This is a genomic window from Legionella sp. PATHC032 (assembly GCF_026191185.1).
In the GTDB taxonomy this organism is placed as follows: Bacteria; Pseudomonadota; Gammaproteobacteria; order Legionellales; family Legionellaceae; genus Legionella.
Map to the genome: position 1 here is coordinate 929,946 of NZ_JAPHOV010000001.1, position 24,768 is coordinate 954,713.

The following is a 24,768-nucleotide window of genomic DNA, read 5'->3' on the forward strand; positions in this document are numbered from 1 at the left end:
AACGAGCCGTTTAGTCCAACAATTAGGAGAAATTTATGAAAGCAAGACTCATTGCTATTTTGTTGTCATTTATAGTTATCCCTTTCTCTTCTCAAGCTGAGAACGAGCCTCAAAAAACTCCAGCTAAACAAGTCCTTGTTAAGGGCAAGATTAATCTTAATTCAGCGGATGTGCATTCTTTAACAGGCTCTTTTAAGGGGATAGGAAAAAAACGGGCTGAAGCTATTATTACTTATAGAGAAAATCATCAAGGTTTTAAATCTCTGGAAGAACTTGCAGAAGTCAAAGGTATTGGCCAGCGTTTTGTAGATAAAAATAGAGAAAAATTGAAAGAAATTTTCGTTATTAATTAATTCAAGTGCAATATAAAACGTAAATCATGTTTTATAAAGTAAATGAGATTGATCCCATATGAAAGCATGGCTTTTACTATGGGATCCGGTTAAAAACAGTTGTAAGGTGTATAAAATTCTTATGCGGCAACTGTCGATTTTTATCCAAATATAGGATAAAGTAGCAATCAAAAAAACAACGGGGTAGTACTGCGTATGTTCAGGAAATTAAGAGGCGTGTTTTCTAGCGATTTGTCAATCGATTTAGGAACGGCTAATACATTGATTTACGTAAGAGATAAGGGGATTGTTCTCAATGAACCTTCTGTAGTGGCATTGCGTAATGAATCAGGCCAGAAGCGTGTCGCTGCTGTAGGTCTTGAAGCCAAACGCATGCTGGGAAGAACCCCTGGTAATATTAATGCGATAAGACCCATGAAAGATGGAGTTATTGCTGATTTTTTTGTCACCGAGAAAATGTTGCAGCACTTTATACACAAAGTGCATGAAAATAAATTTTTGCGCCCCAGTCCGCGAGTTTTGGTATGTGTTCCTTGTGGTTCTACGCAGGTGGAACGCAGAGCAATTCGTGAATCTGCAATGGGTGCTGGTGCTCGAGAAGTGTTCCTTATTGAAGAGCCTATGGCTGCGGCATTAGGTTCCGGAATGCCTGTTGAAGAAGCTAGTGGCTCTATGGTGGTTGATATAGGCGGTGGTACTACAGAAGTCGCGATTATTTCTCTAAGCGGAATCGTTTATCATCAATCAGTGCGTATTGGTGGCGATAAATTTGATGACGCAATCGTATCCTACGTACGCCGTAATTATGGTACTCTCATCGGAGAAACAACTGCTGAACGCATTAAGCATGAAATTGGTTCAGCTTTCCCAAGTCGGGATTTATTTGAGATCGAAGTACGAGGTAGAAATCTTGCGGAAGGTGTACCACGTAGCTTTACTTTAACAAGCGCTGAAATTTTGGAAGCACTACAGGAGCCTTTATCGGGGATAGTTGGTGCGGTTAGAGCTGCTTTGGAACTTGCTCCACCCGAATTAGCTGCAGATATTGCTGAAAGAGGTATGGTTTTAACAGGCGGAGGCGCTCTGTTGAAAAATATAGACACCTTGTTGATGGAAGAAACCGGATTACCTGTATTAATAGCTGAAGATCCATTAACCTGCGTTGCGCGTGGTGGTGGTAAAGCTCTAGAAACCATGGATTTGCGCGGCGGTGATTTCCTCTCAACAGAATAATAAACATAATAGATTATTTGCCAAGGGCGGACACAGTTCTCTAGGATTTGTGTTTGCCCTTACTTTTTCTATTCTTCTGATGTTTTCTGATTATCATTATCGATACCTGGATTTTGTCCGTAGCGGTTTTTCACTAATAGTTTCCCCCTTGCAATACGCAGTAGATTATCCTGTTCGAGTCATAGGCTGGGTTCAGTCATTGGTTAGCGCCAAAAAGGCACTGATAGACGAAAATATGCGTTTAAAATACAAGCAGACAATGCTGGAAGCTGAATTGCAAAAATTAATCGTTATCCAAAGGGAAAATTCGCAATTAAAAGAATTATTATTGACTTCATCCAAGGCTGATATGAGAGTCATGGCTGCCCAGATACTTGCTGTTGATACAAGCCAGGCAAGGCAGGTTGTTGTCTTAAACAAGGGCACACGTGATGGTGTCTACGTGGGACAACCAGTACTGGATGCCAAGGGAGTGATGGGGCAGGTTATTGATGTAGGACCAATGACAAGTACTTTATTGTTGATTTCAGATTCAAAGAGTGCTGTGCCAGTAAGAAATAATCGAACCGGAGAGCGCGCAATTCTTGTAGGCACTAATGATATTGAGGAACTGTCTTTGATTAATTTACCGAAAACGTCTTCTATTCATCCAGGTGATGTGCTGGTAACGTCCGGTTTAGGCAGAAGATATCCTGAGGGTTACCCTGTAGGCCGCGTTGAGGAAGTTAAGAGTATTCCCGGTGAAGATTTTGTCAAAGTCACAGTGAGTCCTGTCGCATTGCTCAATCGCAACAGGTTGGTGTTATTGATTTGGACGGATAGTGAACAAGAGGAGTTAACTACTCAAATTAATGAGCGCTTGAATGCTGAGGAGACTACAGCATGAGTGCGATTCATATTCGTTTAGGGTTGGGGTTTCTGGCCGCGCTTGCTTTATCAATACTACCGATGCCGGAGTTAATCTCAATTTTTCGCCCTCCTTGGGTATTATTGTTAGTTTTGTATATTGAATATTATTTACCAGGTAAATTTAAACTAACTGCTCTGTTGATAGTTGGCTTATTACTGGATGTGCTCTTATCAACTGTGATCGGTGAACATTCATTCGCATTGCTATTGGTAACCTGGATAGCGTCAACCAAATCCAGGCGAGTTCAATTTTTCTCACTAATCCAGCAAGTTTGCCTGGTTGGGTTCTTTTGTTTTCTATATCAATCGATTATTTTATTTATTGATGCTCTGTTAGGTTTTAATTATAACCTGATAATGCCTGTGACAAGTGCCATTCTGGGTATGATTATTTGGCCCTGGATCCGGGTCTTGGGCGACTCTTCCCTGTTGATTCGTTCCGTTTATCGTTAATCAGGTTGATTAGCTTATATTCCCCAGGCTGGAGTTCATCTAACTGCCAATCACCAATCCGGTGTCTGATTAAACGTAGAGTAGGGAAGCCGATGGCAGCGGTCATTTTTCTTATTTGATGATTTTTTCCTTCTCTTAATATAATTTCCAACCAGCTAGTTGGTATGTTTTTCCTTTCTCTAATGGGTGGAGTTCGTGGCCAGATGTTTGGCCCTGAAATCAACTTGGCTTCGGCAGGTAAAAAAGTAATGTCCTTGATTACCAGGCCTTTTCTTAACGGTTGTAAATCGTTGTTAGTAGGAACTCCCTCTACTTGAACCCAGTAATGCTTCTTTTTCTCAAATTTAGGATGGGTTAACCGATGTTGCAGTTTTCCATCGTCAGTTAAGATAAGTAAGCCTTCACTTTGTTTATCCAGACGACCAGCCGCATAAAAGCCCGGAAATTTAATAAATGCCGAGAGAGTTTGTTCGGGGAGTTCGCCAGTAAATTGAGTCAGGACTCCATAAGGTTTATTAAAAAGTATTAATTGCGGCATTTTGTGATTGCGTTGATTGTGGAAATTAATGATAAATTTTTTGGTTATTGACAGCAACTATTTCAGGGCTAGCTCATACCCTAAAGTACAATAAACAGCGCAAATAATTGTTCATATTTTGATATTCCCGCCTGCTCTGGAATGGCATATGCGGGCATTATTTAATAAAAATATGATTTTGCCTTGATTGTAACGAAAGCCAAGATTGATTTTTTATGGCTAATCACTATACAATTACACCATTTTATTCGTTGCGGTGACTCTTATTCATGAAATGGGTATTGGTTGTTATGGCAATTATCGCTCAAACAAGTTGTGCAGTGAATCATAGAGTTATGGTTGGGGATGAACCTGTAATAATTCAACAAACCAAAGGCCAAGGTAAGACATTTGTACATGTTCATCACAATGAGCAAACAGCATTAAAAGCTGCAAAAGCTGTGATCAGAAAAGAGGGTGGAAGTCTGATTACACTTATTCATTCCGGTGGTCGAAATATAGTATTTCATTTACATAACCAACGCTATGAATTTGATCCCAACCGTATTTTTACCGATAAAGGGATCAAAAAAACTTTGACGCAATACAGTTATTATACTCCTGAAGCGCATCAAGAAGTGAAGAAACTTGCAGACAAAATTAAGGCATTACTACCGGAGGGTAAAGTAATCGCTGTTCATAATAACTCATCCTATTCCTTAAAAGATTATTTGCCAGGGCATGAACTTGCCAAGGATGCAAAAGCTTTATATATGAATCCTGACAATTATTTTAGAAACTTTTATCTGGTCACTAAATTAAGCGATTATCTACGTTTAAAAATGCAAGGTTTTAATGGGGTTTTGCAAAAACCTTCGGCTACAGATGATGGATCTTTATCAGTATATCTCGCTAAGCGTGATTATATTAATGTCGAAGCTGGCTACGATCAGTTGACAGAACAAATTAAGATGTTGCTTCATGCCTAGTTCCAATCTGAGCTAATTTAGCTAAAAATAATTAATAGTCGTAATTGATATTTGGGAAACCTGATTATCACATGCTATCATTAATTTCTCTAAATTTATGGAGTCGTCAATGACATACGATAAAATCAAAGTGCCTGCCCAAGGCGAAGCTATTACTGTTGCTGCTGACCATTCACTTCATGTTCCTGATAATCCAATTATTCCTTTTATTGAAGGTGATGGTATCGGTGTTGATGTAACACCTCCAATGATACGTGTTGTTGATGCTGCAGTTCAAAAAGCATATGGCAACAAGAGAAAAATTTCCTGGATGGAAGTTTATGCCGGGGAAAAGGCTACTAAGGTATATGGTAGCGATCAATGGCTTCCCAAAGAGACTCTGGATGCCATGAAAAAATATGTGGTTTCAATAAAAGGTCCCTTAACTACTCCTGTTGGTGGTGGTATACGTTCATTGAATGTTGCGATTCGTCAAGACATGGATCTTTATGTTTGTTTACGCCCAATTCGATATTTTAATGGTGTTCCAAGTCCAGTTCGGGAGCCATGGAAAACCGATATGGTTATTTTCAGGGAAAATTCTGAAGATATTTATGCCGGTATAGAATGGCAGGCAGATACTCCGGAAGCTAAAAAAGTGATTCAATTTTTAACTCAGGAAATGGGTGTTAAAAAAATTCGTTTTCCTGAGCATTGTGGCATAGGCGTAAAGCCTGTTTCCAAAGAAGGTACCACCCGACTTGTCAAAGCGGCAATTCAGTATGCGATAGATAATGACCGCAGTACAGTGACTCTGGTACATAAAGGCAATATCATGAAGTTTACTGAAGGGGCTTTTAAAGATTGGGGATACCAGGTTGCGCGTGATTCTTTTGGTGCAAAAGAATATCAAGGTGGACCATGGATGGAGTTTAAAAATCCTAAAACCGGTAAGCAGATTATCATTAATGATGTGATTGCCGATGCCTTTTTGCAACAAATCCTGTTAAGACCTGAGGACTATAGTGTCATTGCTACATTAAATTTGAATGGTGATTATATTTCTGATGCTTTGGCTGCTCAGGTTGGTGGAATAGGCATAGCTCCTGGAGCGAACATTAGTGATCAAATGGCTGTGTTTGAAGCAACTCATGGAACAGCGCCTAAATACGCTGGCCAGAATAAAGTGAACCCCGGTTCTATTATACTTTCGGCTGAAATGATGTTACGCCATATGGGGTGGTATGAAGCGGCAGATTTGATTATCAGAGGTATGGAAGGCGCGATAGAAGCCAAAACCGTAACTTATGATTTTGAGCGTGGTATGCAAGGAGCAAGGTTAGTCAGCAGCTCTGGTTTTGCAGATGCTATGATTAAGCATATGTAAGCTAAGGAATTATCACATGTTCTTCCTGAACAACGCGTATTGACTATTCAGTGTCTATAGCTTTACTGAGTGTCAATACCTTGTTCATGAAAGACTGAGATCATCCTTTCAAGATTATTGGTAGTATCTTTACTGTCAGGTTTATAAATCTTACGAACTCATAAGAATTGAGTAGGAACTTTATCCATGGTAATTATGATGCTACGCTACTGATTAGAGGCGGCTTAATCTCTTGAGTAAAACCTGATGGTAAATAACAAATAGTATACATTTGAGTGAATCATATCTAATCACTATGCTATTGATTATTTCAATGACTAAATTTTTCATTAAAATTAGCTAAATTTACTGGCCAAATGCGTGCAGGGAGTCTATAAAAATAGTAAGAGGTTGTTAGTTATGAGCAGGCAAAATTTAGAGGAAATAATACAAACAGGGATAGCTGATACAGAGCTTAGCACAGAAATTAGCACAGCTATTAAACGACCAAGAAAGTATAAGGTTTTATTGCTCAATGATGACTATACGCCAATGGATTTTGTGGTAGAGGTACTGAAGCACTTTTTTCATTTAAATGAGGAGATTGCGATTCAGGTGATGTTACAGGTTCATTTTCAAGGGAAGGGGGTTTGTGGAGTGTTTACAAGAGACATAGCAGAAACAAAAGTCGCCCTGGTAAATGAATACGCCAGAATGAATCAACATCCATTATTATCTAGTATGGAACCGGAGTAAACTGGTGGTGGGTTGGTAAGGAGCAATGACAATGTTAAATAAAGAACTAGAATTCACCTTGAATCTAGCTTTCAAGGAAGCAAAAGAAAAGCGTCATGAATTCATGACTGTTGAACATTTGCTGTTGTCTTTGCTTGATAATCCAGCAGCAGGAAATGTATTGCAGGCTTGTGATGCTAACATCGAGGCATTACGTCGTGATTTAATCGAATTTATTGATGAAACAACTCCAAGAATACCTGAAGATGAACTGGACAGGGAAACTCAACCAACATTAGGTTTTCAAAGGGTTTTACAGCGTGCAGTATTTCATGTGCAATCAGCAGGTAAAACTGAAGTTACTGGAGCTAATGTATTAGCCGCGATTTTTAGTGAGCAAGAAAGTCAGGCTGTGTATTTTTTACGACGTGAAAATATTACTCGTCTTGATGTTATTAATTATATTTCTCACGGAGTGTCAAAATATCAAAACAATGATATGCATGAAAACATGAATTCATCTATGGATGAAGACATGATGACCCCTGAGGGTAATGAATCTCCACTCGATAGTTATTGTACCAATCTGAATAGACGTGCAAAACAGGGCAAGATAGATCCGTTGATAGGGCGCCATGAAGAGATACAAAGAACTATTCAAGTGCTTTGCAGACGACGTAAAAATAATCCTTTATTAGTTGGCGAGGCAGGTGTAGGTAAAACGGCTATCGCAGAAGGTTTGGCTAGACGCATAGTGGATGGTGAAATTCCAGACTCCATAAGAGGTTGCGTAGTCTACTCCCTTGATTTGGGCGCGTTATTGGCAGGAACGAAATACAGAGGGGATTTTGAAAAACGATTGAAGGCTGTTCTGAAACAGTTAGGTCAGCAAGAGGGAGCTATTTTATTCATAGATGAAATTCATACCATTATTGGTGCAGGTGCTGCATCTGGTGGAGTAATGGATGCTTCCAACCTGATTAAACCATTATTGGCAAATGGTGAATTGAAATGTATTGGCTCAACTACTTATCAGGAATATCGTGGAATATTTGAAAAAGACAGAGCCTTGGCAAGACGATTCCAAAAAATTGATATTTCAGAACCAACAATAGATGAAACTTTTGAAATATTAAAAGGATTAAAAGGCAAATTGGAAGCTCACCATGGAGTAAAATTTTCAATTCCTTCATTAAAAGCAGCAGCAGAATTGTCTGCAAAATACATCAATGATCGGTTTTTGCCTGACAAAGCGATTGATGTGGTGGATGAAGCAGGCGCATATCAGAATTTATTGACGGCAAATAAACGTAAAAAAATTATTAGTGTGACTGAAATAGAGAGCGTTGTCGCAAAAATTGCTCGTATCCCAATTAAAAAGGTATCTGCACGCGATAAAGATACACTGCGTAACTTGGAACGTGATTTAAAATTATTAGTATATGGGCAAGACCAGGCAATTACTGCACTGGCTTCAGCAATCAAATTAGGTAGATCCGGACTTAGAGAACCTCAGAAGCCAGTAGGTTGTTTCTTGTTTGCCGGACCAACTGGTGTAGGAAAGACAGAGGTAACAAGGCAGCTGGCTAATGTGTTAGGTATAGAATTGTTGCGTTTTGATATGTCAGAGTACATGGAAAAACACACTGTTTCACGTTTGATTGGAGCACCTCCTGGCTATGTAGGGTACGATCAAGGTGGTTTATTGACCGAAGCCGTGACTAAGAACCCGCATGCCGTTCTGTTACTTGATGAAATAGAAAAAGCACATCCCGATGTTTTTAATTTGTTGTTGCAGATAATGGATCATGGCACTTTAACGGATACTAACGGTCGTCAAGCTGATTTCAGGCATATCATACTTGTAATGACCAGTAATGCAGGAGCAAGTGAAATTGTTCGTAACTCCATAGGCTTTTCAACGCAAGACAATACCAATGACGGGTTGGAAGCAATTAAAAAGCAATTTAGCCCCGAGTTTAGAAACCGTTTGGATGCTATTATCAATTTTGCTCCGTTGGATACACAGACTATAGGATTAGTCGTTGATAAATTCATTATGGAGTTAGATGAACAATTAAGTCACAAAGGTGTTACTTTTACAGTTGATAAATCAGCCAGGGAATGGTTGATGGAGCATGGTTATGATAAAGCCATGGGAGCAAGGCCTATGGCAAGATTGATTCAGGAAAACATCAAAAAGCCTCTTGCTGATGAACTGTTGTTTGGTAAATTAATGCATGGTGGTCATGTCACTTTGCGAGTGAAAGACGGTAAACTACATTTTGACAGTCATGATCATAGAGAAGGTGTTTGTTAAACGAGAACCATCTTCCGTTCTGTACATGACAAATTTTTGTTATGTACAGACAAAAATCTCAATAATCGTGAGATAAAAATTGTCATTAACAAGTTAATTGCATAACAGGTAATCGTCATCACGGTTTCTTTTTGTTACCACTAAACGAATATTATTCCATTTTATCTTGTTACAATCTCGCTTAATTATCGATATAATATTTATTTTGAATTGATATAGAGCCATGCTATCCGTAATCATTATCACTAAAAATGAAGAAGCCAACATAAGGCGGTGCTTGGAGTCCGTTCATTTTGCAGATGAAATCATTGTATTGGACTCTGGCAGCACAGATAATACATTAGCTATAGCCAGGGAGTATACGGATAAAGTATTTTCAACGGATTGGCAAGGCTATGGTATCCAAAAGGACAGGGCTTTACGGAAGGCTAAAGGAGATTGGGTCTTAAATCTTGATGCTGATGAATCAGTCAGTCCAGAATTGCGTCAGGAAATATTACAAGCCATTTCATTGGATACAGCAGATGCATTTCGTATTCCTATACAAATGATTTTTTATAACCAAGTTTTAAAATATTCTGGAAGTCCTAAAAGGCATATACGATTATTTAAAAGAGAGAATGCTTCTTACAGTAAAGACATCGTTCATGAAAAAGTATTGATTCCTGCCAATGCGAGGGTAGGAAAACTAAAAAAACCGATATGGCATCATTCTTTTAGCGATGTACATCACGTACTTTACAAACTTAACAAATATTCTTCTTATAGTGCGAAAATCCGTATAGAATCCAATGAAAAAGTTGGATTAGTAAAAACTTTTTTTAGTGCCTTATGGATGTTTGTCAGATGCCTTTTTTTACAGAAGGGATTTTTAGACGGTAGGGCAGGTTTTTTGTTTGCGGTGTTTGGGGCGCAAGGCGCTTTTTATCGCGGAGTCAAACAAATATATAAAGACAAGGATATCAATAAATTACCCAGTGTAAATCACATAAAAGAGGAATAATCGTGCGATTAAACATAATGGAGACCAAGGGTATTTTATTAGCTCCTTTTTTCTTTATTTTATTTATGTTTTTTATTCCTATCAGTCCTACGATAAAGTCTATTTGTTTTATTTGCAGCTTAATTGCAGTACTGATTACTCCACAATACAGAAAACATATTTTTTATGCCTATAATACGTTTTGGGGACGCGCTGCTTTTTGTTTGTTTCTTTTTGTCGTTATTGCAAGCTTATGGAGCCCTGCTCCTTATTCAATGCAATGGATGGTCATTGGCAAATATTGTAAATTAATTTATCTCCCTATTTTAGCTACAGGTTTTATTAATCCTAAAGTAAGGACTTGGAGTATCAATAGCTATTTGGCTGCTATTTTTATTACTTGTGTTATTTCCATCTTAAAGGCTAAAAATATTATTGCATCAGAAGATCCTGGCGAGGTTTTCTATAATCATATCATTACCGGTTTTATGGTGGCATTGGCAGCCTATTTAACAGGATTGCTGGCTTTTCAAAATTCGGGCTGGTTACGAGCTATTTATATTTTCATGATGCTGCTAACCAGTTATCAAGTGCTTTTTATAAATACTGGAAGAACTGGTTACTTAGTTTACTTTATTTTGATGTTATTGCTTTTGATACAAAAATTAAACTTCAAACAGGCTTTGGCAGGGATTATTCTCTTCAGTGGCATTATTGCCTTGGCGTATCACCATAGCCCTGTGATGCAAACCAGAATTTATGATTTAATTCAGGATATCAAATTATTAAAGCAACATAATAAAAATACATCGATAGGCTATAGAATGCAGTTTCATCATTATGCCAAGCAATTGATGATGCAACATCCTTTTATTGGAATAGGTACAGGTGGATTTAAATACAGTTATTCACAAGACGTGCCTGTCCCCAGTTGGGGGAAAGAGCTGACGGACCCACACAGTCAGTACTGGATGACGCTAGCTGAACAGGGTTTAGTTGGCTTGGCGCTTTTAGTAATATTTTTAGCGAGTTTGTTTATTACATCGTTTCAATTGACTAGCTCCCGACCTATTCTTTTAGGCGTTTTATTTTCTTTTTGTATCGGTTCCATTTCCGATACTATTTTATGCTATTCAACAGCAGGTTATTTGTTGATAGTGATGAGTGCCTTATGTTTTGGAGAGTTAATTGAGAAGCGCAGAGTCAACGAGGTAGAAGAAGACCATCATGTTCCTTCATCAGCCCATACTACAACAGCTGTAACCCAGAGCTAATCAATAAACAGAAATTTGCTCTACAGGTTTTTGTAATGAGCATTCTTCCGAAACATACCCATCATTACAAACCACAAGACCTGATGAATTTAATTGTGGGTAGACTCCGCCATGCCATAAACAACATCCCATAAGAAATTGTAAATCCATTACAGCATGACGAGTGCAATAACAAGTTGAATAGAAACCATTATTGCAAACAAGACGGCCAGCAGAGGAGTCACAATAATTTATTCCTCCCATTTTACTGCAACAACCATCAACAGCAAATGCAGGAGATGCTGATAAAGCAAACACACTGGCTAGTAAAAATGCTTTTGGTTTCAATATCTTCATCGTGGTTCTCTGATTCGTTTTTATTTTTAAGAATAGCATAGAGTTGAATGGATTATTAGTGGAATATAACTAAATGATTAACAATAATCGGGGATAGATTTCTAATAAATAACTGGTGAGAAAACCTGATAATAGCCCAAACAAGTGACCTTGCCAGGATACGCCTTTTTCACCTGGAAAAATTCCCAGAAAAATACCCGCAAAATAATACAGGCTAAGCAAACCAAGAATAATAGTAGTCAAGGTACCGGTTTGGTAAATGTTATATACCAAAAATCCCCAATAGCCTGTAATTAAACCACTGGCGCCTATGTGTATACCGCGTTTAGCAAAACACCAAATCATTGTCCCGCTAAAAAAAGTTATCATTATTGTGACAATCAAATAATAGCGAACTCCATTAATGAGAATAAAATTACTTAGAACCAGCAAGGGGATGGAGTTAAAAAATAAATGATTAAAATTAGCGTGAAGTAAAGGTGCCAATAGAATTCCCGGGAGACCCAAAATATGTCTTGGGATAATGCCAAGAAGCAAAATTTTATTACTTATAAAATGACTAATAAAAAATATTGACCAGGGAATTAGTAGTATTACTCCCAAAACTTTCAGATTATTTTGTGTCTGAGTGACAATGACATTCAAACTGGTCGTTAATTCGTTAATCATGATTTTGCCGTTGCATCTTGTGTGGATTTGTTTGATTTTTTATCTGGTGTAATCGGAGTAACTGTGATTTTACGAAACGGCACAAAAAGTAAAGGCTCAACCAGAGTTTGGTTAACTACCATAGTCCAGTGAAGATGGGGGCCTGTTACTCTTCCTGTCATACCAACTAATCCAAGTTCTTGGCCTTGTTTGACGGATTCTCCTGTTTTAACGAGGATTTTGCTGAGATGAGCATAAACCGAGAATACCCCCATGCCATGATTAAGGATAACCGTATTGCCTGTGAAAAAATAATCACCAGTGTCTGCTACAACTCCTTGATTTACCGCATACACAGGTTTCCCCTGGTCAGCAGCTATGTCCAGTCCAGAATGTGGATCTCTTGGCTGTTTATTATAAACTCTTTTTAAACCAAACAAGCTGGTTATAGGTCCTCTCAGTGGCGCTGTGAATTGTTTCTCAAATGGATTGGCATTTGAATAATTAGCAAAAATTTGGGTTAACTTTTGGGTTTCTTTTTCAATCCGGATTAAATCTTCAGGCTGAGGATCAACTTTACTTATGTCTTTTATGTTTAAAAATTGGGTATTGTAAAATTTTTCACTAACATGGAAGGGGATAGACGCTTTGATGGGTTTTGTCACGTTGATGTATTGAACAGAGTTGGTATTTTTAAGAGGGATTGCAACAATTAATAACCATTGATGAGGTTGGGTACTAGGAAGAACCGGGATACGTTTCCCTTCGAAATAAGCTTCCGGCTTCTGATTTATATCGATAGGAATAATAGTGAGTCCGCCATTCACAGAATGGTTTTCTGGCAGAACCAGGGCATAGGATAGCTTGACTGAATTCACCAATATAAATAGACAGGCTAATGAATATAATAGTTTCTTCATGATTTTAATCAATCCTTAATTTGGGTGACCTCACAAGCAAGACTACCTTGTGCTAAACGGATATCAATCGTATCCCCAACTTGTGCTTGTTGGGTAGTAAAGAGTATTTTTTGGTTTTTGCTGACAATCGCATACCCTCTATCTAGTGTAGCCAAGGGGCTTACAGCATGCAAAGTGGAGAGATTAGTGGACAGTTGATTTTTTAATTGATTTATTTTTATCCGGATCTCTTGGATTAATTGCATTATTAATTGCCGTAGTTGGGTTTTAGTGCGTTCAATTTGTGTTTTTGGATTGTTAGCTTGCAATTGTGTTAAAAAAAGGTTTAATTTGTTAGTTTTTAAGTTAATAAATTGATTCATAGCAGAGATTAACTGTCTCTCCAGATAATCCAATGTTTGCCAGTAAGTTGAGATGGTATGTCTGGGTGAGGCAATTTTATCCATCAAATGATGAAGTTTTAATTGCAATTCTTTGAGTAGTCTGATGATGGCATCATGCAATCGAGAAATAGCCGTATCAAGAATATTGAATAATTCGATGCGGTTTGGAGTAACAGCTGTAGCGGCAGCGGTAGGCGTTTCCGCACGATAATCCGCTACAAAATCAGCAATTGTGAAATCTGTTTCATGACCAATCCCAGAAACAACGGGAATTGTGCTGATTGCGATTTGTCGAGCAAGGGATTCATCGTTAAATGCCCACAAGTCTTCAATGCTGCCACCACCACGTGCCAGGATGAGAACTTGGCATCGTTTATGGGTATTAGCCAGTTTTAAGGCCTTGATAAGTTGTTGAGAGGCTGTTTGCCCCTGAACTTCACTTGGATAAATAATAATTTTGGCTATTGGAAATCGACGAGTCAGAGTCGAGAGAATATCCTGGATAGCCGCTCCAGTGGGTGACGTAATGACTCCAATTGTCTCAGGTATTCTGGGCAGTGGTTTTTTTCTTTCAGGATTGAATAAGCCTTCGCTTGCCAGTTTGATTTTTAACTCTTCAAATCGTTGGTAGAGTACTCCTATTCCTGCCTCAACTATTTCTTCAACAATCAGCTGATATTCTCCTCGGGCTTCATAAAGACTTAATTTACCGCTGGCAACAATTTGTTGACCATCATTAAAATTTCTAAGCACAGAACCGGAATGTCGATTTTTAAAAAAGGCACAACGAATTTGCGCTGTACTGTCTTTCAAGGTGAAATAGCAGTGTCCTGAAGAGGGTTTGCTTAAGTTAGAAATTTCACCTTCGACATGCACAAGACCTATTTCATTCTCGAGAAAACCTTTCACTTGTCTATTCAGTTGACTCACTGTCAGTATTGGCAATTGACTACTCATGGTGACAAAAATCCCATCAAATAAAAAAGCTTATTAACATCAATAACTTATTAAAAGAAACAAAATTATATTGTAGTAAGATGTTATTTCATTTAAGGTTATACGTTACTATATAGATAATTAACAAAATAACAACAATAAGGAATGAGGAATGAGAAAGGCGCTGTTTGTAGCTGCATTGCTAACTTCTTCCTACGCTGCTGCGGATACCCTTTATGAAGCAGTGCAATATGGCATGATTGCTAACCCAGATATATTACTGAATACGGCAAAAGGTTTGTCAGCAAAACAGGCAATTGATAAAGCAAAAGGTGGTTTATATCCTTCGATTGATGTAACGGGGGGATTTGGACGACAAAGAAGTGTAAACCCAACCACTGCAGCGATCGATGATACTCCCAGCGCTACCCTCAATATAGTTGAATCATCTGTGGAATTAAGGCAGCGCTTGTTTGCTGGCGGTGGGATAATTAATGAGGTTAAGCGTAACCAATACCTTACTCAAGCGCAGAAATGGAAGACACAGGGTATTGCTGAAGATTTGGCATTGGAAATTACCAAGAATTATTTCGCTGTATTACTGCATGAACGTTTGTATGCTTACTCCATCGAAAATCTTAAAGCACATAAAGCGGTTTTTAAGATGATAAAAGAACGGGCAACTGCTGGAATTACCCGAGCGGCAGAAGTCGATCAGGCTAATGCGAGGTTGGCTCTCGCTGAGGCTAATAAAATAAGTGCATTGGCTGATTTGCAAGAGGTGAAGATTAATTATGCAAAAACAGTAGGTAAATGGCCAGAGAATCTTCAAATGCCTCGTGTTCCAGCAAGAAAAAGTTTACCTAATAATTTAGCCAGGATTATAGAAAAAGGACTGGACAATCACCCAACAGTGAAATCAAGTTACGCTGATATTAAGGAAGCAAAAGCTCAGTATGATGTCGCCAGAGCAGCTTATTACCCAGAGGTTAATTTGGTTTTGAATAGCTCAAAAAACAAGAACTTAGGTGGCCTGGTAGGTCCCAATGACTCCGACACAGTGGCTTTAAGAATGAATTATAATGCATTTCGTGGAGGAGCTGATGCTGCTCATATAAGAGAAACCGCGTACCAGGTACAGGAAGCTTATGAAACTAAAAATAGAACCTTACTGGAATTGAAAGAGACTATCAGATTAGCCTGGAATGCTTATGTTGCTTCGGCCTTGCGCATACAACCTTTGAAGCAACACGTTATGGCATCAAGAAAAACACGTACTGCCTATCAAGATGAATTTAAGGTAGGGAAAAGAACACTCCTTGATTTACTCGACTCTCAAAATGAATATTATCAATCACAAATTGAACTGGCTCGGGCAGAAAATGATGAGATACTTTCCCGCTATCGAATCTTGAATGGTATGGGTTGTTTATTAAAATATTTGAATTTGAGATTGCCAGTCAATGTGGTTAACAATGACGTGTTCTCGTCAGCTCAGACCAATATTTTATTGAATAGAAAAATGGATGAGATCCCTTACCCTAATAATACGGATAATCCTATGGTTCTCACTCATCCTGTGAAAAACATGGAGAAAACACATTTAACCAAGGCTATGGTAGATAAAAACACTACTTATCCTCAGCAAATAACGCCCAAGTTATGGTATATATCAGCAGGCTCCTTCAGAGATAGAAATAATGCTGTTGCTTTGGTTAAACGGTTAAATGGATTAGGCTTTACTGCCTTCATGAGCCCTTATAAAGATCTTCTATCCGTTTTCGTTGGTCCTTATGAATATAGAGGTCATGCTGGTAATGGAATGGAAAGACTAAAGGAATTGGCTCATGTTCAAGGAGTCTTGGTTACTTTCAAAGAGGCCCCCAAAAAAGCTTAGTGCTATAGCTGGGAGATTTCAGAGTGTTATTTTGGAATCTCTTCGCTACTGGTCAGTTTTATCCATCTGGGTTGGTTTGATACTTTTGTATGTAACAAGTTTTTCCATTCAAGCCGCGCCTTTAATCAGTGTGGAAAAAATTCAGAAATTGGCGCAATCCTATCAGGGAGATACCCGGAAACGGTTTAACGCATGGGCTAATTTAATTGAATCGCTTAAAAAAAAGCCAGTAAAAATACAACTGGAAAAAGTAAACTCTTTCTTTAATCAATTTACCTATGAAACTGACCCGATAACTGGTGCAAGTGATGATTATTGGAAATCACCAGTAGAATTTATTGTAGATGGGGGAGGTGATTGTGAAGATTTCGCCATCATAAAATATTTTACATTAGTTGCTGTTGGTGTTCATTCTGACCAGTTAAGAATTACTTATGCCGCTTCTCTTACTCTAAACCAGGCCCATATGGTGCTGTCTTTTTACCCAACTCCTGAATCCGAACCACTAATCCTTGACAGTTTGGAAAGTAAAATTCTGAAAGCTTCTGCAAGGCCTGATTTGAAACCAGTTTATAGCTTTAATGCAGAAGGTTTATGGCTTGCGAAAACAAGAGGAGAGAGTTCATTGATGGGGGATTCAAAAAGTTTGGGCAAGTGGGATGCTCTGATGAAACGTATGGAATAAAAAAGGTGATAGACCATGACATTAACTAAGAAAATGGCTGTAAGTGTGTTGATTATGTTGTTATTCGTTTTTATCGGAACTTATTTGATCACTATGAATAACGCGCGTAATTTTTTTATCCAACAACTTGAAAGCAATGCTCAAGATACTGCGACATCATTGGGTCTGTCTTTATCCCAATCTTTAATTAATCATGATGTACCTACCATGGACTCTATGGTTAAAGCTGTTTTTGACAGAGGATATTTTTCATCAATTAAGGTAAAAGACATAAAAGGGAAAGTGATCATTTTAAAGAAACAATTGCCACAAGAAAGCGATATACCACAATGGTTTGTGAACTTGATAAAATGGCCATCAACTGAGAAGTCATCCTTAATTATGGATGGATGGATGCAAGCAGGAGTTGTTTTAGTAACCAGTGATCCGAGCTATGTTTACACCTCTTTGTGGCGTAATGCTGTAGAAATGGTAAATGCTTATCTGATTTTTGCGGTAGTCGCTTTGGTTTTATGCTATTGCTTTATAAAATATTTATTACAACCTTTAAAACGGGTAACTGCCCAAGCGTTAGCCATTTCAGAACATGAGTTTCCTGTAGAAACAAAGATTCCCAAAACCCCTGAATTGAGGCAAGTTACCCTGGCTATGAATCAAATGGTTACTAAGATCAAATCGTTATTTCAGGATCAGTTGAAACAAACAGAATCCCTTAGAACACAGGTTTATCAAGATGCACTAACAGGAATGAGCAATCGACGTTATTTTTTACAGCACTTGGCTCTGATTCTGGATAATGAAGATGAATTTATTCCTGGTTATGTTGTGATGCTGGTCATAGATGGCTTGGATGAGCTAAATCAGAAGCAAGGGTATCAGCAAGGGGATCAATTGGTACTAACTGTAGCTAAAACATGTAAAAACTATTGGAAACAATCGTCTGTTAGCGCGCTGGCAAGAATTAACGGCACGACCTTTGCCTTGATTAGCCATGAAAGGGATCCTTTGGTTTTTGAAAAGGAGTGCAGGGAATTTGAGCAAATTTTGAATCAAACTATTACTGATATCAAAATTTGCAAAACACACATGGGGGCTGCAAGTTATTTTCTCCATCAACCTGTCTCCAATCTATTGTCTATGGTAGATCAAGCGGTTAAAAAAGCTCGCGAAACAGGCGTATTTTATTGTCAGAAAGAGCATGATACCTATAAATATCCTCAGTTAATCAGTGGAGATGAGATTAGAAATTCTTTAGAACAGAAAAAAATAAGTTTGTATGCGCAGGCAGTCACTGATGGTAAGAATTGTTTGCATAAGGAAGTGTTTGTTCGAATTCGCAATCAGGAAGGGGAGGAGTTAGGCGCTGGTTATTTTATACCAGTTGCTGAGAAGTTAGGATTGGCCTATCTTATTGATCAGTATGTGCTCAATGAACTAGCCGCCCTCGATGTTGCGACGCATACCCATTTTGCTCTTAATATTTCAGAAGATACTTTGATAAATAAAGTCAATAGCACTGGCTATTTGCGGCAACTGGAAGATATTCCTCAAGCGGTCTTGAAAAATCTCTCACTTGAAATCAATGAGGCTCACGTTTTGTCACATTTTTCAAACTCTAAGTCCTTTATCAAACAAGCCAAAAAATTGGGGGTGACAGTTGGAATAGATCGTGTGGGTATTAAATTTTCTCCGTTGCATTATCTGAGTGATTTAAACATAGACTATTTAAAATTGCATGGAAGTCTAGTGACAGATATTGATGAAAATGAAAGCAAGCAGTTTTTCATACATTACTTTAATGAAATGGCTAAAACGATGGATATTGCGGTTGTAGCAACTCAAGTGGAAAGCCAGGCTCAATGGCAAGCATTACAAATAGTCCACGTACCTTGGGGGCAGGGACGCTTTTTGTCTTCAGTAGAATTAATTAAATAACGAGATGAAAAACAGATTATTGTCAGTGCATTGAAATGACTTCGTGAATGGACTTAAACCCGCCAGGTGCCTCTGTAAAATGGTATAAGAATAAGGTATGATAAAAATTCAAATAATTACAATAATAATATTAATATGAACTATTTTGGCAATCTGCAAATACGTTTTTTCAAATCATTTTTATTGTTGTTGATTGTTAGTAGTTTAACAGCTTGTGTGGATTTGACGGGCTCACGAAATACTTATATCAAGAAAGAAGAGCAACCTGCAATTTCTAATGTCCCTGACAAGAAGTCCAAAGCACAAAATATGTCATTAAAAAAAGGCGAAGTCCATACTATGCTTGGCGGTTTGGGAATTTTCAGTAAGGGGATGTACACACTTCGTGATAAAGTGTCTGAAAAGTACCATATCACAGCTCATAGCACGATGTGGTATAACGCTGGAGCAGTAAGCCGATATATTATTGACCATTACTATAAAGAGAAAGACCACAAACCAATTATTTTAGTAGGACATTCTTTAGGCGCAAATGAACAAATCAAAGTGGCGCGAAATTTGAATACCGCCGGTGTACCTGTTGCTTTGTTAGTGACAGTCGATGCGGTATCACAAACTATTGTGCCTCCCAATGTTAAGCAAGCCTTGAATGTATATAAACCTGGTTTTGTACCGATGTTTAGCGGGTTAAAACTCAGGGCAGTTGATCCTCAATTGACCAAGATTGACAATGTCAATGTTGATTCGATAAAAGGAATAAAAGTAAATCACTTCACAATTGATAAAGACGAAATTTTACAAGCGATGATAATGGATAAAGTTGATAAGGTGTTAGTTGATGGAAATAAAAAGGGTGCTTAAAGACCGTTTGTCTGCTCGTGTCTGCGTTATTGGTGCCGGTCCTAGCGGCATTGCCGCCATTAAAAATTTGCAAGAACAGGGTATTACCAATGTTACTGTTTTTGAAAAAAACAATCAAATAGGCGGCAATTGGGTTTATGATGAGCAAAATGAGCATTCCAGTGTTTATGAAACGACGCATATCATCAGTTCAAAACGCTGGTCTGAGTTTGAAGATTTCCCTATGCCTGCTGATTACCCGGACTATCCTTCACACGCCCAGCTTTTAAAATATTTTCAAAACTATGTGGATCATTTTCAATTAGCTCAATACATTCGTTTTAACACAGCAGTACAAAAGGTACATCGATTGGATGATAATACATGGCATGTTATCTATGAGGATGGCGAAGGAATTCATGAAGCCTGTTATGATTATTTGTTGGTAGCAAATGGCCATCATTGGGATCCCTTTATGCCGGTATATCCTGGAGTGTTTGACGGAGAGACACTTCATTCTCACCAATATAAAAAAGCTTCAATTTTTAAAGACAAGCGGGTATTGGTTGTTGGTGGTGGCAATTCAGCTTGTGATGTAGCAGTTGAAATATCGCGAGTTGCACCTGGAACTTGCATTAGCATGCGTAGGGGATATCATATTTTCCCCAAATTTATTTTTGGTAAACCAACGGATGTGGCAGTAGCTAAAATACAATGGATGCCATCCTGGTTAAGGCAGAAGTTTATAAGCCTGGTTATTAGAGGATTGCAAGGCCGATATGCCAAGTATAAATTAATGAAACCTGATTGTGGTCCGTTGGAAATTCATCCTACTATTAATTCCGAGCTCTTGTATTTTATTCGCCATGGCAAAATACACCCTCGTCCCGGTATATTGAGATTTGAGGGCAACACAGTTCATTTCACTGATGGAAGCCAGGGGGAGTTTGATACGGTTATTTTCGCTACGGGCTATCAAATCAGTTTTCCATTTTTTGATAAAAGTTGTATTGATTTTAGTAACTCTACCACCATTCCTTTATATCGAAAAATGATGCACCCCGAGTTTGAAAATTTGTATTTCATTGGCCTATGCCAACCTCAAGGTTGCATTTGGCCTTTGGCTGATTATCAATCAAAAATAGTGGCTCGTATTATTGCGGGAATTTTAAAACGACCTGATCAATTACATCGAAAAATAGCCAAAGAGATCAATAAACCCCATCATCGATTTAAATCTCATATGCGCCATGCTTTAGAGGTGGATTATCATATTTTCAGAAGAGAATTGTTAGAAATGCTAGGCCAAAAACATAGGAGACTGAAGTTCTATCCCTAGCTTCTGAATGATTATATGAATGTTAAAGCGCGGATGATCACATCAGTTATAAGCCAGCATACACTTATTCTGTTTTGAAAATCGGATATAATTTACAGATTAACTTCTTATGATTGTCGCTTTAATAAAGAACACATTAACTGTTCGACACTGTTACGATGAGGATTTTCCTGTAACACTATGGCTTTGGTTCTGTCTTCACAATATCCTTTCACTTCTTTATCGGGCAAAATGTAAAATCTCTTTTGTTCCACTTCCCTTACTATATGTTCTGCAACTTCAATGGCTGGTCGAGAATGCGCTAGCAAGTTGTTTAATTGGCTGTGGATTGGAGAATGGTTTAATTTTCCATTACTCGCTAATAATGAAGTATCTGTAAAAGAAGGAAATACCACGGAAACATCTACAGGTTTTTTAAGGCGATTGAGATCAAAATATAATGACTCCGATAAGGCTAGCACAGCATGTTTTGACATGGAATAGGCAGCCATTTGTGAGCCTGTACATAAGGCATATAGGCTGGCTATATTGATAATATGAGAACGGAAATTCTGTTTGAATAAATAAGGCATGAATGAGCGAATCATATTCAGCATCCCGTGCAAATTCACTTCCATTACCTGATTAATATCACTTGCTTGTAATTCCCAGGCTGGAAGTAAATTGCCGATGATTCCTGCATTATTAAATATCCAGTCTACCTGGCCTAGTTGTTTACAGGAATATTCCGCGAGTCGTTCTACTTCTGATGGTTTGGTTACATCGCAGGCAAAGCAAATAACATGTTCAGGAGAAAATTTTGTCATGAGTGATTGGGCTTCTGTATGTAATTTGTCCTGATTCTTATCAACCATGACTATAGTTTTTCCATTGCTAAGACAAACTTGACTTAAGGCATGTCCAATGCCACTTGCTGCACCAGTGATAATTACTACATTCATATAAAATACCTTACAAAAGTTTAATGCCCTCTTCTTAAGGACTTACGAAAAACCCCAATCTCTTCGTTAAAAACTTTTTTTGCCTTGACCTTGGGGTTTTTCGTAAGTCCTGTTCCTGTGGCGCTAGGGAGGCATTGAGGTTTCTAATGTGGATTTTATGAAAAAGTGTATCATGGGCAAGAGTATTTACCAAAATGATTGCTAAAATTGATTTTGCTATACTTTGAATAGAACTATCAGAAGGAGGCGATACTTTGAATACAACTGAAACACCAGAACAACCAATTGAGTATCCAGAGGAGCCATCAGAGTACCCTGAACAACCTTTAGAGTACCCTGATAATCCAGAGCCTCTGGAGCCGGGTTATCCCGAGCTGCCTGAGCCTGAGCCGAGTCAAACTCCGGAGCCAGGTTTTGAGTAGTTTATTTAGTCAGTCATTAGTTTCTGTAATGCTTTCCCGATGTTATCGGCTCTCATTAAACTCTCTCCAATCAAAAAGGCATTAATACCATGGGATTGCATTAATTTTATGTCTTCACGGGTATTAATTCCGCTTTCAGTAATAATAATTTTATCTTTAGGGACCAATTGTTTTAATTGGATACTCAATTGAATGTCTGTTTTAAAGGTGTGAAGGCTGCGGTTGTTAATACCTATAAGAGGGGTAGGTAAGCGTAAGGCTCTTTCTAATTCATCTTGCGTGTGGCTTTCAACCAAAACAGACATTTTAAGTTCTTGAGCCAGTTGGCAAAAATCCATTAATTGAACATCATCTAATAATGCGACAATCAGTAAAATGCAATCAGCGCCCAAGACAAGGCTTTCATAGATTTGATAAGAATCAATAATAAAGTCTTTACGCAATAAGGGCAAAGTGGTTTTTGATTTTGCCAAAGCCAAATAATCAGGATGACCTTGAAAAAACTTAATATCCGTTAAAACAGATAAGCATCTTGCGCCATTTTGGGTATAAATCTTGGTAATTTCTGCAACGTTAAAATCTTTTCGAATTAAACCTTTGCTTGGAGAAGCCTTTTTTATCTCAGCGATGATTGCAGGTGAGGTATTGGATTTTAAAGCAGTTATGAAGTCACGTATTTCACCCGGTTGTTGTTTTGATAGAACATGTAAAGGCTTATTTTTTTTTGCAACTGCAACTTCTTCCAGTTTATGTTTGGCTATGCGTTCCAGGATACTATTCATGATTTGATTCTTTATTTAAAGTTTGAGTCAATAATCGGAGTTTGTTAAAACAATGATTTGCCTTACCACTATCAATCGCAATTCTTGCTTCCTCTATGGATGCATCAAACGATATGTCATCTTTGGCACAATAAATGGCTGCAGCAGAATTGAGAAGGACTATATCTCGAGCTGGGCCAGAATCCCCTGAAAGTACGGATTGAATTAAATGTAGACTTTGTTCTGGTGAATCCACTATGATTGCATCTAAAGAAGAATGCTTTAGGCCATAATCTTCGGGATAAATGAACCATTGCTTAAAATTTCCATCACGGTATTCAACTACTTCACTTTTCGCAGCAATACTAATCTCATCCAGTCCATCTTGAGAGCTTATTACTAATGCTCTTTCACTACCTAAGTTGGCCAGAACAGTGGCTATTGTTTTGAGCCAACTCGTTGAAAATACGCCAACCACTTGTCTTTTTACCTGAGCTGGGTTAATCAGTGGACCAAGTAAATTAAATAAAGTTCTTATTCCTAATTGTTGTCTCGCTGCTCTCGCATGTTGCATGGCAGGATGATAATGTGGCGCAAACAAGAAAGCCAATTGACATTCGTTGATGCAGTTTTGTATCTGCATGTCAGAAAGGTTGAGTATAAATCCGGCTTGTTCTAATAGATCAGCGCTGCCACTTCGGCTTGAAACGGAACGGTTACCATGTTTTGCAACCTTTATTCCTGCTGCGGCCACAACAAAACTACAGGCTGTTGATACATTAAAAGTATTTCTTCCATCTCCGCCAGTGCCAACTATATCAATCAGGTTATTTCCTAAGTCTATTTTGTGGGCTAATTGTCTCATGACTTTGGCCGCTGCAGTAAGTTCATTGACTGTTTCACCTTTCATGCGCATTAACACCAGAAAGGTTGCAATTTGCACATCACTAAACTCGCCTGTCATACAAGCATGGATGACTTCTTGCATCTGGTCTGCGCTTAAATCCTGTCGGGATAGAAGTTGTTCAAATAGAAGTTTGGGTTTCATAACGTAAAAAATTCTCGAGTATTTGTAAGCCAAATTGACTTAATATGGCTTCAGGATGAAATTGTAGACCAAAAAGAGGAAATTGACGATGTGATATTGCCATTATTGTATCGTCTGCCCATGCATCTATCGAAAAGCAATTGGGCAAGCTCATGATATCCACGGCTAAAGAATGATATCTCGTCGCTTGAAAGTGATTTGGTATTCCTGTAAATAAGCCCTGGTAATGATGGGTGATTTCTGAGGTTTTACCATGCATGATTTCTGGGGCTGGGATGATTTTGCCTCCAAATGCCTGAGCTATGCACTGATGGCCAAGGCAAATACCCAATATCGGAATATGCTTGTGAAACTCTTTAATGACTTCTATAGAGATTCCTGATTCATCAGGAGAGTTGGGTCCCGGTGAAATGACCAGGTATTGCGGAGCTGATTGCCTGATAGTATCAATTTGAATTTCGTCATTTTTAAAAACTTCAACTTTTTGATTTAAGCTCTGGAAATACTGTACCAGGTTGTATGTAAATGAATCGTAGTTATCAATAATTAGCAACATAATTATAATTA

At 38.2% G+C, this 24,768-nt stretch carries 25 protein-coding genes; 16 read left to right on the forward strand and 9 right to left on the reverse strand.

Annotated features, from left to right (window positions below):
• Nucleotides 1-35: 35 nt before the first annotated feature.
• From OQJ02_RS04210 to mreD, 4 genes are all read left to right on the forward strand, one after another.
• Entirely contained in the window at nucleotides 36-353 is a 318-nt protein-coding gene (locus OQJ02_RS04210) for a ComEA family DNA-binding protein (protein WP_265718008.1), read from the forward strand.
• 195 nt (nucleotides 354-548) lie between these two features.
• Nucleotides 549-1,586 carry a rod shape-determining protein gene (locus OQJ02_RS04215; RefSeq protein ID WP_011213320.1) on the forward strand — a complete coding sequence of 346 codons (1,038 nt, stop codon included), beginning with the start codon at nucleotides 549-551 and terminating at the stop codon, nucleotides 1,584-1,586.
• Nucleotides 1,564-2,472, forward strand: coding sequence for a rod shape-determining protein MreC (gene mreC, locus OQJ02_RS04220; protein WP_265718009.1), 909 nt, complete (start codon nucleotides 1,564-1,566; stop codon nucleotides 2,470-2,472). The genes OQJ02_RS04215 and mreC overlap by 23 nt, the downstream gene beginning before the upstream one ends.
• Entirely contained in the window at nucleotides 2,469-2,948 is a 480-nt protein-coding gene (gene mreD, locus OQJ02_RS04225; protein WP_265718010.1) for a rod shape-determining protein MreD, read from the forward strand. Before mreC ends, mreD begins: the two co-directional genes overlap by 4 nt.
• On the opposite strand, the gene OQJ02_RS04230 is transcribed toward mreD, so the two are convergent.
• A complete protein-coding gene (locus OQJ02_RS04230) occupies nucleotides 2,884-3,486 on the reverse strand; it encodes a pseudouridine synthase (RefSeq protein WP_265718011.1) in 603 nt (200 codons plus the stop codon). The two genes, mreD and OQJ02_RS04230, sit on opposite strands and share 65 nt — an antisense overlap.
• Nucleotides 3,487-3,755: 269 nt before the next feature.
• Between OQJ02_RS04230 and OQJ02_RS04235 the strand changes: the two genes are divergently transcribed.
• The 6 genes from OQJ02_RS04235 to OQJ02_RS04260 all read left to right on the forward strand — a co-directional run bounded on the left by OQJ02_RS04235 (nucleotide 3,756) and on the right by OQJ02_RS04260 (nucleotide 11,110).
• Nucleotides 3,756-4,454, forward strand: coding sequence for a protein tyrosine phosphatase (locus OQJ02_RS04235; protein WP_265718012.1), 699 nt, complete (start codon nucleotides 3,756-3,758; stop codon nucleotides 4,452-4,454).
• A gap of 109 nt (nucleotides 4,455-4,563) precedes the next feature.
• The gene (gene icd / locus OQJ02_RS04240; protein ID WP_416209882.1) at nucleotides 4,564-5,820 is read left to right on the forward strand and encodes an NADP-dependent isocitrate dehydrogenase; all 1,257 of its coding nucleotides are present in this window, start codon (nucleotides 4,564-4,566) and stop codon (nucleotides 5,818-5,820) included.
• Between the two features lie 399 nt (nucleotides 5,821-6,219).
• Nucleotides 6,220-6,555: an ATP-dependent Clp protease adapter ClpS gene (gene clpS / locus OQJ02_RS04245; RefSeq protein WP_027221175.1), complete on the forward strand. Its 336-nt coding sequence runs from the start codon at nucleotides 6,220-6,222 to the stop codon at nucleotides 6,553-6,555.
• A 31-nt stretch (nucleotides 6,556-6,586) separates the two neighbouring features.
• On the forward strand, nucleotides 6,587-8,854 hold the full coding sequence (gene clpA / locus OQJ02_RS04250) for an ATP-dependent Clp protease ATP-binding subunit ClpA (protein WP_027221176.1): 2,268 nt from the start codon (nucleotides 6,587-6,589) through the stop codon (nucleotides 8,852-8,854).
• 223 nt (nucleotides 8,855-9,077) lie between these two features.
• The gene (locus OQJ02_RS04255) at nucleotides 9,078-9,857 is read left to right on the forward strand and encodes a glycosyltransferase family 2 protein (protein WP_265718014.1); all 780 of its coding nucleotides are present in this window, start codon (nucleotides 9,078-9,080) and stop codon (nucleotides 9,855-9,857) included.
• 2 nt (nucleotides 9,858-9,859) lie between these two features.
• Nucleotides 9,860-11,110 carry an O-antigen ligase family protein gene (locus tag OQJ02_RS04260; RefSeq protein WP_265718015.1) on the forward strand — a complete coding sequence of 417 codons (1,251 nt, stop codon included), beginning with the start codon at nucleotides 9,860-9,862 and terminating at the stop codon, nucleotides 11,108-11,110.
• On the opposite strand, the gene OQJ02_RS04265 is transcribed toward OQJ02_RS04260, so the two are convergent.
• From OQJ02_RS04265 to xseA, 4 genes are all read right to left on the reverse strand, one after another.
• On the reverse strand, nucleotides 11,111-11,446 hold the full coding sequence (locus OQJ02_RS04265) for a hypothetical protein (RefSeq protein WP_042238075.1): 336 nt from the start codon (nucleotides 11,444-11,446) through the stop codon (nucleotides 11,111-11,113).
• Nucleotides 11,447-11,515: 69 nt separating this feature from the next.
• Nucleotides 11,516-12,115 (reverse strand): rhomboid family intramembrane serine protease, encoded by a 600-nt coding sequence (locus OQJ02_RS04270; RefSeq protein ID WP_265718016.1) that lies wholly within the window; start codon nucleotides 12,113-12,115, stop codon nucleotides 11,516-11,518.
• Nucleotides 12,112-13,014 (reverse strand): M23 family metallopeptidase, encoded by a 903-nt coding sequence (locus tag OQJ02_RS04275; protein WP_265718017.1) that lies wholly within the window; start codon nucleotides 13,012-13,014, stop codon nucleotides 12,112-12,114. Before OQJ02_RS04275 ends, OQJ02_RS04270 begins: the two co-directional genes overlap by 4 nt.
• 8 nt (nucleotides 13,015-13,022) lie before the next feature.
• Nucleotides 13,023-14,354 (reverse strand): exodeoxyribonuclease VII large subunit, encoded by a 1,332-nt coding sequence (xseA, locus tag OQJ02_RS04280; protein WP_265718018.1) that lies wholly within the window; start codon nucleotides 14,352-14,354, stop codon nucleotides 13,023-13,025.
• Between the two features lie 151 nt (nucleotides 14,355-14,505).
• Here xseA and OQJ02_RS04285 point away from each other — a divergent pair, with 151 nt between their 5' ends.
• The 5 genes from OQJ02_RS04285 to OQJ02_RS04305 all read left to right on the forward strand — a co-directional run bounded on the left by OQJ02_RS04285 (nucleotide 14,506) and on the right by OQJ02_RS04305 (nucleotide 21,029).
• Nucleotides 14,506-16,230, forward strand: coding sequence for a TolC family outer membrane protein (locus OQJ02_RS04285; RefSeq protein ID WP_265718019.1), 1,725 nt, complete (start codon nucleotides 14,506-14,508; stop codon nucleotides 16,228-16,230).
• Nucleotides 16,181-16,915, forward strand: a complete 735-nt coding sequence (locus OQJ02_RS04290) for a transglutaminase-like cysteine peptidase (RefSeq protein WP_265718020.1) — start codon at nucleotides 16,181-16,183, stop codon at nucleotides 16,913-16,915. The genes OQJ02_RS04285 and OQJ02_RS04290 overlap by 50 nt, the downstream gene beginning before the upstream one ends.
• A 15-nt stretch (nucleotides 16,916-16,930) precedes the next feature.
• Nucleotides 16,931-18,850, forward strand: a complete 1,920-nt coding sequence (locus tag OQJ02_RS04295; RefSeq protein ID WP_265718021.1) for a LapD/MoxY N-terminal periplasmic domain-containing protein — start codon at nucleotides 16,931-16,933, stop codon at nucleotides 18,848-18,850.
• 135 nt (nucleotides 18,851-18,985) lie between these two features.
• A complete protein-coding gene (locus OQJ02_RS04300; protein WP_265718022.1) occupies nucleotides 18,986-19,711 on the forward strand; it encodes a hypothetical protein in 726 nt (241 codons plus the stop codon).
• Nucleotides 19,689-21,029 carry a flavin-containing monooxygenase gene (locus OQJ02_RS04305; RefSeq protein ID WP_265718023.1) on the forward strand — a complete coding sequence of 447 codons (1,341 nt, stop codon included), beginning with the start codon at nucleotides 19,689-19,691 and terminating at the stop codon, nucleotides 21,027-21,029. Before OQJ02_RS04300 ends, OQJ02_RS04305 begins: the two co-directional genes overlap by 23 nt.
• A gap of 107 nt (nucleotides 21,030-21,136) precedes the next feature.
• Here the strand turns inward: OQJ02_RS04305 and OQJ02_RS04310 are convergent, their stop codons facing one another.
• Nucleotides 21,137-21,970, reverse strand: a complete 834-nt coding sequence (locus OQJ02_RS04310) for an SDR family NAD(P)-dependent oxidoreductase (RefSeq protein ID WP_265718024.1) — start codon at nucleotides 21,968-21,970, stop codon at nucleotides 21,137-21,139.
• A gap of 254 nt (nucleotides 21,971-22,224) precedes the next feature.
• On the opposite strand from OQJ02_RS04310, the gene OQJ02_RS04315 reads away from it, so the two are divergent.
• Nucleotides 22,225-22,392 (forward strand): hypothetical protein, encoded by a 168-nt coding sequence (locus tag OQJ02_RS04315; protein WP_154219853.1) that lies wholly within the window; start codon nucleotides 22,225-22,227, stop codon nucleotides 22,390-22,392.
• Between the two features lie 5 nt (nucleotides 22,393-22,397).
• On the opposite strand, the gene trpC is transcribed toward OQJ02_RS04315, so the two are convergent.
• From trpC to OQJ02_RS04330, 3 genes are read right to left on the reverse strand one after another with little or no spacing between them, the layout of a single operon-like run.
• A complete protein-coding gene (gene trpC / locus OQJ02_RS04320; RefSeq protein WP_265718025.1) occupies nucleotides 22,398-23,174 on the reverse strand; it encodes an indole-3-glycerol phosphate synthase TrpC in 777 nt (258 codons plus the stop codon).
• Nucleotides 23,167-24,201 (reverse strand): anthranilate phosphoribosyltransferase, encoded by a 1,035-nt coding sequence (trpD, locus tag OQJ02_RS04325; protein ID WP_265718026.1) that lies wholly within the window; start codon nucleotides 24,199-24,201, stop codon nucleotides 23,167-23,169. The genes trpC and trpD overlap by 8 nt, the downstream gene beginning before the upstream one ends.
• On the reverse strand, nucleotides 24,179-24,757 hold the full coding sequence (locus tag OQJ02_RS04330; RefSeq protein ID WP_010946571.1) for an anthranilate synthase component II: 579 nt from the start codon (nucleotides 24,755-24,757) through the stop codon (nucleotides 24,179-24,181). The genes trpD and OQJ02_RS04330 overlap by 23 nt, the downstream gene beginning before the upstream one ends.
• Nucleotides 24,758-24,768 lie beyond the last annotated feature (11 nt).